At 63.9% G+C, this 6,651-nt stretch carries 10 protein-coding genes; 6 read left to right on the forward strand and 4 right to left on the reverse strand.

The features are described 5' to 3' along the window. Positions 1 to 3 precede the first annotated feature (3 nt). A complete protein-coding gene (locus tag IE307_RS34380; protein ID WP_191303572.1) occupies positions 4 to 663 on the reverse strand; it encodes an SMI1/KNR4 family protein in 660 nt (219 codons plus the stop codon). A gap of 344 nt (positions 664 to 1,007) precedes the next feature. Here IE307_RS34380 and IE307_RS34385 point away from each other — a divergent pair, with 344 nt between their 5' ends. Next, positions 1,008 to 2,267, forward strand: a complete 1,260-nt coding sequence (locus IE307_RS34385; protein WP_191303607.1) for an ABC transporter substrate-binding protein — start codon at positions 1,008 to 1,010, stop codon at positions 2,265 to 2,267. Positions 2,268 to 2,296: 29 nt separating this feature from the next. Here IE307_RS34385 and IE307_RS34390 read toward each other — a convergent pair whose 3' ends face one another. The 3 genes from IE307_RS34390 to IE307_RS34400 are packed head-to-tail and all read right to left on the reverse strand — an operon-like array spanning position 2,297 to position 4,189. Beyond that, positions 2,297 to 3,349 carry an alpha/beta fold hydrolase gene (locus tag IE307_RS34390; RefSeq protein ID WP_191303573.1) on the reverse strand — a complete coding sequence of 351 codons (1,053 nt, stop codon included), beginning with the start codon at positions 3,347 to 3,349 and terminating at the stop codon, positions 2,297 to 2,299. Continuing rightward, the gene (locus IE307_RS34395; protein WP_191303574.1) at positions 3,346 to 3,699 is read right to left on the reverse strand and encodes a hypothetical protein; all 354 of its coding nucleotides are present in this window, start codon (positions 3,697 to 3,699) and stop codon (positions 3,346 to 3,348) included. The genes IE307_RS34390 and IE307_RS34395 overlap by 4 nt, the downstream gene beginning before the upstream one ends. 1 nt (position 3,700) lies before the next feature. Then, on the reverse strand, positions 3,701 to 4,189 hold the full coding sequence (locus tag IE307_RS34400; protein WP_191303575.1) for a TetR/AcrR family transcriptional regulator: 489 nt from the start codon (positions 4,187 to 4,189) through the stop codon (positions 3,701 to 3,703). 272 nt (positions 4,190 to 4,461) lie between these two features. Between IE307_RS34400 and IE307_RS47500 the strand changes: the two genes are divergently transcribed. The 5 genes from IE307_RS47500 (at position 4,462) to IE307_RS34410 (ending at position 6,213) form a co-directional block, all read left to right on the forward strand. After that, on the forward strand, positions 4,462 to 4,710 hold the full coding sequence (locus tag IE307_RS47500) for a P-loop NTPase family protein (protein WP_308436427.1): 249 nt from the start codon (positions 4,462 to 4,464) through the stop codon (positions 4,708 to 4,710). Next, positions 4,664 to 5,044, forward strand: coding sequence for a helicase-related protein (locus IE307_RS47505; protein WP_308436423.1), 381 nt, complete (start codon positions 4,664 to 4,666; stop codon positions 5,042 to 5,044). Before IE307_RS47500 ends, IE307_RS47505 begins: the two co-directional genes overlap by 47 nt. A gap of 383 nt (positions 5,045 to 5,427) precedes the next feature. Then, entirely contained in the window at positions 5,428 to 5,616 is a 189-nt protein-coding gene (locus tag IE307_RS47510; RefSeq protein ID WP_308436424.1) for a hypothetical protein, read from the forward strand. A gap of 59 nt (positions 5,617 to 5,675) precedes the next feature. Beyond that, positions 5,676 to 5,828: a hypothetical protein gene (locus IE307_RS47515; RefSeq protein ID WP_308436425.1), complete on the forward strand. Its 153-nt coding sequence runs from the start codon at positions 5,676 to 5,678 to the stop codon at positions 5,826 to 5,828. Between the two features lie 103 nt (positions 5,829 to 5,931). Continuing rightward, complete coding sequence (locus IE307_RS34410; RefSeq protein ID WP_229905361.1) at positions 5,932 to 6,213, forward strand: hypothetical protein; 282 nt, start codon at positions 5,932 to 5,934, stop codon at positions 6,211 to 6,213. The last annotated feature ends 438 nt before the right edge of the window (positions 6,214 to 6,651 follow it).

Consider the following 6,651-nt stretch of genomic DNA (forward strand, 5'->3'; position numbering starts at 1 on the left):
AACCTAGCGTGCTCGACCAGCGTCAAGCGTTGCCGCCGAAGTCATCTCATGCCGTTCGGTCCAATGAACACCGTCGTTCTGCACTCGTGCTATCACGACTTCGTTGCTGTGCAACGCATCAGCCGTGTGTTCGAGCAGTGCAGCCGTCGAAGGATGCGTGTTGACCCCGGCGAACCGCGGAGCAGACTCTGGATCGAGCTGTCCGACCGAGCCGTGCAATGCACCGGCACGCAGTTCGACGACGAGGTGGCACCCGCTGTCGTCGAGCGCGATGGGCAGCCAGTTCGGGTTCCAGCCCCAAAAAGCGTCTTCCTCGCCCGGCTCGACCTCCGACCAGTCCTCGTCGTCCTCATCGCTGAAGTCGTCGATCTCCGCCGCTTGGCGCTGGGCCAGATGTTCGGTCTTCCACCGCCAGGTCTCGAGCATGGTCTCGAGCGGCAGGAGAATCCACCTCCTCGGCACCAGGTAGTTGACCGGCCGGGAGGTCGTGCCGTCGTGGCGCCGCAACGACTCCAGCAGGTCCGCGGGGAGCCGGTGACTGATCTCCGTTTCGGCCGCCTGGATCGCGGCGGTCTGCGCAGGTGGCCGCAGCGTGTGCTCGATGTCGTTGTGCCGGCACCATTCCTCGATGCGGTCCCAAGACACGGACACCGATGCGGTCATGTCGTGATCGTGCCACAACACCGGACGGCGACGGCCCGTTTCGCCGCCCCCAGCACCCGTGAGCATCTCGATTTCTGGGAGCGTTCCCAGCTAAATCGCGATCATCACAACATCAGCAGACCCATCGAGCCATCAGTCGAACAGCTCAAGGACTGCATACGGAACACGCACGAATAGGCACTTTCCGTTACCGGGCAGCACTTCTTTTCACAAGAATCAAGTTGACCGAAGCCGCTTGACACCTTCACTCGCCGATACCACACTCCCATGAACTGGGAGCGCTCCCAGATTTCGCCGCTGTCAAGAGGAGCTTTCACGTGCGCTCGAACCGCTGGATCAACGTGATGGTCTGCGTAGTCGTCTCCGCCGCCGCCACGTCCTGCGGCGCGGGTGGAGCCGCCAACCGGACCGCTGACGGCAAGACCGAGCTGACCGTCGCCACGTTCAACGAGTTCGGCTACGAGGACTTGTTCAAGGAGTACGAGGCCGCCCACCCGGACATCAAGATCACTCAACGCAAGACGGGCCAGGGCGCCCCTCACCACCAGAACCTCTTCACCAAACTGGGTGCGGGATCAGGCCTCGCGGACGTCGAAGCGGTCGAGGAGGGCTACCTCAGCCAGGTCATGGCCAGATCCGACCAGTTCAACGACCTGCTGGAGATCGGCCCGAAAGAGGTGACGCCGGACCGCTGGCTGAAGTGGAAGGCCGACGCCGCGACCACCAAGGACAACAGGCTGATCGGCTACGGCACGGACATCGGCCCACTGGCCATGTGCTACCGCAAGGACCTCTTCGCCCAAGCCGGCCTCCCATCCGATCCCGACGACGTCAAGCGGCTCTTCGCCACCTGGGACAGCTACTTCGCAGCGGGTGACCAGTTCGTCGACGAGGTTCCCGGCGTCGCCTGGTTCGACAGCGCCGCACAGATCTTCAACGCCATGCACAACCAGCACGACGTCGGATACTTCGACAAGTCCGACAAGCTCGTCGTCGAGTCCAACCCGGACATCAGAAGCGACTGGACCGCCGTGACGACCGCCGTCGCAAGAGGACAGTCAGCAAAGCTGACCGCCTTCAGCAACGAGTGGAACACGGGCTTCAAACTGGGCAGGTTCGCCACGAAGACCTGTCCGTCGTGGATGCTCGGTGTCATCGAAACCCAGGCAGGGCCGGAGAACACCGGCAAGTGGGCCGTCACCGACGCGTTCCCCAACGGCGGCGGCAACTGGGGCGGCTCCTACCTGACCGTGCCGAAACAAAGCAAGAACGCGGCCAAGGCCGCAGCACTAGCAGCCTGGCTCACCGCGCCCGAGCAACAGATCAAAGCCTTCCAAGCCAAGGGAACGTTCCCCAGCCAGATCGACGCCCTCGAGAGCCGGGCCCTGCTGGAGCAGGTCAACACCTACTTCGACAACGTCAAAGCGGGCGCACTGTTCGCCGCACAGGTGCAGAAGGTCAAGGCCGCCCAGCACAAGGGCCCCGCCGACGGTCAAATCCAGGAGAACGTGTTCGCCCCAGCTCTGCAGTCCGTCGAACAGGGCAAGCGCGCGGACGACGCCTGGAACACCGCCATCCAGGAGGCGAAGAAGGCCGCCAAGTAAGAACTGATCATCGCCTTCTCAACCGCCCGTCACCACCGCAAGGCGCCAAGCCGACTGGTCAAAACCGGCGAGAACGTGCCGTCAGCGCCAGTCATCGCGTGACCCACGCCAGGCAGCACCACACGGTGCCCCACCACGGCAGCAAGCTGGTCGGTGGTGTGGCAAGGCACCTGCGGGTCCAGCGCGCCGCAGGTCAACAGCACGGGCATCGGCCGCAGCCGACGCGCGACGTCAGGCGGAAAGACGGCGTCCACGGAGGTGATGAACCGACGACTCGGCCCCGCCAACGCCTGGAACAGAGCAGCAAGCGCTGGCGGCATGGCCGTGGTGTCGACCGGACGACCACCGCGCAGGTCGTCCACGGCGACATCGATCGCACGATCCACGGCTCGCCCTTCCTCCTCGGACATGCCACCCGACCCGACCAGCTGCCTGGTCTGGTCGTGCAACTGCATGGCCAGCACGTCCAGCATCCGCAACGCCAACGGCTGCAGCATGATCAGCGCAGCGGCACGCCGATCACGAGGAGCATCCGCAGCAAGCACCAGCGCGGTCATCGCCCCCTCGCTGTGACCGGCAAGCGCAACACGACGCGAAGCCACTTCCCCACGACCCTGCAGATAGTCACGAGCGGCCGCAGCCTGCCGCACGAACGCCGGGTAGTCGAGCTCCTGCGGCCGCTCCGCCCACGCCCCCAGCCCGGTGCGCCCGGTCCCGTACTTGTCGAACCGGAGCGTCACCACACGATCGCCCTCCAACACGCGAGCAAGATCGCGGATGGTGTTCGGCGCGAACGCCGGAGGCTGGTTGCCGTCACGATCAGTGGGCCCACTACCAGGCAACAAAAGGGCTGCGGGCAACCTTTCGCCGCGACGACGCGCGGGCACCTGCAGCGTCCCGAAGGTAGTAGTGCCGTCCACGACGAAGGACACCTCCTCGTCATGCGCCGGCACCCATACCCCCGTCTCGTGGTAGCCGAACCCGGCCGTCGAGGCGGCAAGGGCCCCCACAGGCGGCAACGCGACACCGGCAGCCGCAGCGGAGACCGCCGTCGCCAGCACCACCGCGATCTTGACGATCACCGGCTCATGGCCTTCTCGACCATGGCCACCACGGCACGCGGATCGTCGACTTCGACCACCAGCCGGGTGTAGTTCTCGTCGGCCAACTCCACGACCACAGCCTTCTGCGCATCACGCACCGCCCAGAAGACCTTCTCGCCTTCGTGGTGGAACGTACCTGCGGTGATCACCTTGGGCACATGCGTACCCGGCGCCCGGATTCCCTTGGGATCACCCAGAATCCCCGGATCCACCGTGGCTCCCCGCACGTTCGCCAAAGGAATCGTCAACCTGCTCTTCAGGGCCCACAGCTTGTCCAGCCCCGCCATCTCAACCACCAGGTCCTGGCCTTGCACACTGACCACTGCCATGTCAGATCTCCTTACCAGGCGCCATTTCCAGCGCGTCGTGTTCGAACGGGACACCGCGGTCCGACACCGTCTCCCGGTGGCGCTCGACATCAGGCCGGGCACGCAGCCACCGGCCCAACAGCGCCTCCGTGACTCCCGGATCCCCCGCGGCCTGGTCAAGCTCGACAAAGACCGACGACACCAGCTCAGCTACCTCCGAGTCGTCAGGCGCCCGATCCACAGCAGCGAGCAGCAGCAGATCCCATGTCAGAGCAACCTCCGACCGCGCGACGCGAGCCAAGTGCGGACGCACGTCCTGGTCGATGTGTCGACGCAATGCCGCCAGGTACAACCCGCGTTTGCTGCCGAACACGCCGTAGAGGCTGTTGCGATGCACGCCGACCCACTTCACGAGGTCATCGATCGAGACACCGTCGTACGTGCGGCGAGCGAATAACTCCGCAGCCGCCTCCACGACTTCGCCCTCGTCGAAAGACCTTCGTCGTCCCATGCGACAACCCTAGTATTTTCAGGAACGATCAGTCAAGAACGAGCGTTCCTGAATTTGCGTGACGGTCCACCTGCTGCGACCTGCACAAGCGGACGCAGGCGAACGTGGCAGGGAGGCAGATCCAGCGCGTCGGCTTGTCAGTGACTGCAGGAAACCCGCACGATCTGTTGCACTGGCTGCAAGGCTCCGGCCGAGGTACTCGACGGTCTGAAGTGGTCGCGCCAGATGTCGTGGGCGTCCCCGTACCGAACGCGGCATCCATTGACATCGAGATGGACTACGTCGACGCGGTGTCCAACGCCGCAACAGTCATCTCGACCCTGCACCGTGGCGAGAAACGCCCTGTCTTCTGCGACTCACGGCAGCTCGTCGAAGAACTCGGCGCCGCGTTGCGCAGACGTGGCGTCACGACGTTCTTGTCATACGCGTCGTTGTCAGTCGACGAGCGACGACGAGCCGAGCTCGCCGAGGCACGTGACTTGTGCCATCGTCTCGACCAGCACTCTGGAACTCGGTATTGATGTCGGCGACCTCGACAGGGTCACCCAGATCGACGCTCCACGGTCTGTGGCGTCGTTCTTCCAGCGGCTCGGCCGCACCGGCCGTCGGCCCGGCACCACTCGCAACTGCCTGTTTCTGGCGATCCAACGCCATGAAGTGGCATGGACCGCCGCGTTGCTCCTGTTGTGGAGCCGCAGATTCGTTGAGCCGGTGACCGCACCGCCGGAACCGAGACACACGTGGCTCAACAGTTGTTGGCTCTATGCCTGCAGGAGAACCGGATCGGATCGCGGCTTTGGGTCGAAGGATGGAACGGGCTGCCGCCGTTCGATCGCAGCGCAGAACCGATCTTGAGACACCTCGTCGACCAGGTTTCCTCGATCACGACGGGGAGCTGCCGTTCATCGATCCTTCTGCAGAACAGAAGTTCGGCAGACGGCACTTCATGGATATGACGGCAGTGTTCACCGCTCCTCCACAGTTCACTGTCCTACATGGACAGTGCGAGATCGGTCGAACCGATCCCGTTCTGTTGAACGAAAGGTCGAAGGACTGCGGCTGCTTCTCCTCCCCGGCCGCAGCCGGAAGGCCGCTGGATCGACTGGAGGCGCCGCCAGCGCTTCGCCGAGGAAGCAGAACACAGAGGCAAAGCACGCTGGCATGCACCCGGTATCGGCGCTGCCTCGTTCGAACTGACGCGCGCTGTTCGAGAGGTCTTGCTCGGTGCCGAGCCACCGGTGCAGCTGACCCAACGGGCGCTGAGCGCCTTGATCGAAGAACGCCAGGACGCAGAAACGCAAGTGCATCCCGGTGGCACATTGATCACCAGGGAGGGCATCGACGTCAGGTGGTGGACGTGGGCAGGCTACCGGGCCAATGCCAACCTCGCGTCGACGACGCGTCAATCCGCTTACGCACAGATCTGACCCGCGAGATGTGGCGCGCCGCAACCGCTGATACGGCCGAACGTCTTGTCCTACCCGACGTGGATGAGAAGGCCCTGGCAGGGCTGAAGTTCAGCGAGGCACTTCCACGCCACCTAGCGGTGGCCACGCTGACGACGCGCCTCGCTGACATTGAAGGAGCGTTGCACACGATGGAAGAACCGTTACGTTTCAACGTCGTCGAGCGCAAGTGATCCCGGCAGAGCCATTCAAGAACAGGAGGAGCGCGTGAAGAGGCCAGTCGAGCGGTGGCGGATCGTTGAGGTGGAGCTGTGGGATTAGGAAGCCATCGACCTCGTGAAACCTGGATTCATCGAGTTCACCGATGACGGAACAGGCCGTTTCGGCTTCATAGCCGTAACCGGGTGGATGGACTGCCGGTGGACGGAACGTGACGGCCAACCGTTCGTCGAGTTCAGCTGGGATGGGAATGACGAGGGCGATCAGGTGAGCGGGCGAGGCTGGGCCGCTCTGGCCCTGGATGGCACACTTTCCGGACACCTGTTCTTCCGCATGGGTGGCGATTCGAGCTTTCGCGCGACACCTCGCACCGAGGACAACACCGGGAACGATCACTGAGCGAATGCTCAGTGGCCGACCATCGCCGACAAGACCTCGATCGCATTGGTACGTCCACAACGGACTCGACAGGTAGCGTCCACTTCAGCGAGTATTCGTCGAGGTCACCGCTGATCGCGGACTCGAAGCCACCGGTCAGCGTCACCACGTTCTTGGCAGTGTCGGCGTTGCCTCAAGGCGATCCGCGCGTGGTTCGAATGCCAGGCCGACACGCCACAGCCGACATTCGCGTAATCAGCGCGCGGATGACGAAGAGGATGTTGCAGCCCGTGGCCTCAGACTCCGCGTCCAGCTCCGCACGCAGATCGGTCAACCTTGGCAACTACTCAGTTTGGAGTTGTCCCCGAGGCTCGGAGACCTTGATCCCTGACAGTGGTTGTTGTCAGGGGAGAGGATGTCGTTGTGCCTGGTGCGTCGAGTTATCCGGAGTCGTTCCGT

This window comes from Lentzea cavernae, from assembly GCF_014653695.1.
In the GTDB taxonomy this organism is placed as follows: domain Bacteria; phylum Actinomycetota; class Actinomycetes; order Mycobacteriales; family Pseudonocardiaceae; genus Lentzea; species Lentzea cavernae.

Excerpts from the sequence above, each read along its gene's own strand:
- IE307_RS34380 (WP_191303572.1), bottom strand. The coding sequence starts at position 663 with ATGACCGCATCGGTGTCCGTGTCTTGGGACCGCATCGAGGAATGGTGC.
- IE307_RS34400 (WP_191303575.1), bottom strand. The coding sequence starts at position 4,189 with ATGGGACGACGAAGGTCTTTCGACGAGGGCGAAGTCGTGGAGGCGGCT.
- IE307_RS34385 (WP_191303607.1), top strand. The coding sequence starts at position 1,008 with ATGGTCTGCGTAGTCGTCTCCGCCGCCGCCACGTCCTGCGGCGCGGGT.
- IE307_RS47500 (WP_308436427.1), top strand. The coding sequence starts at position 4,462 with ATGGACTACGTCGACGCGGTGTCCAACGCCGCAACAGTCATCTCGACC.
- IE307_RS34395 (WP_191303574.1), bottom strand. The coding sequence starts at position 3,699 with ATGGCAGTGGTCAGTGTGCAAGGCCAGGACCTGGTGGTTGAGATGGCG.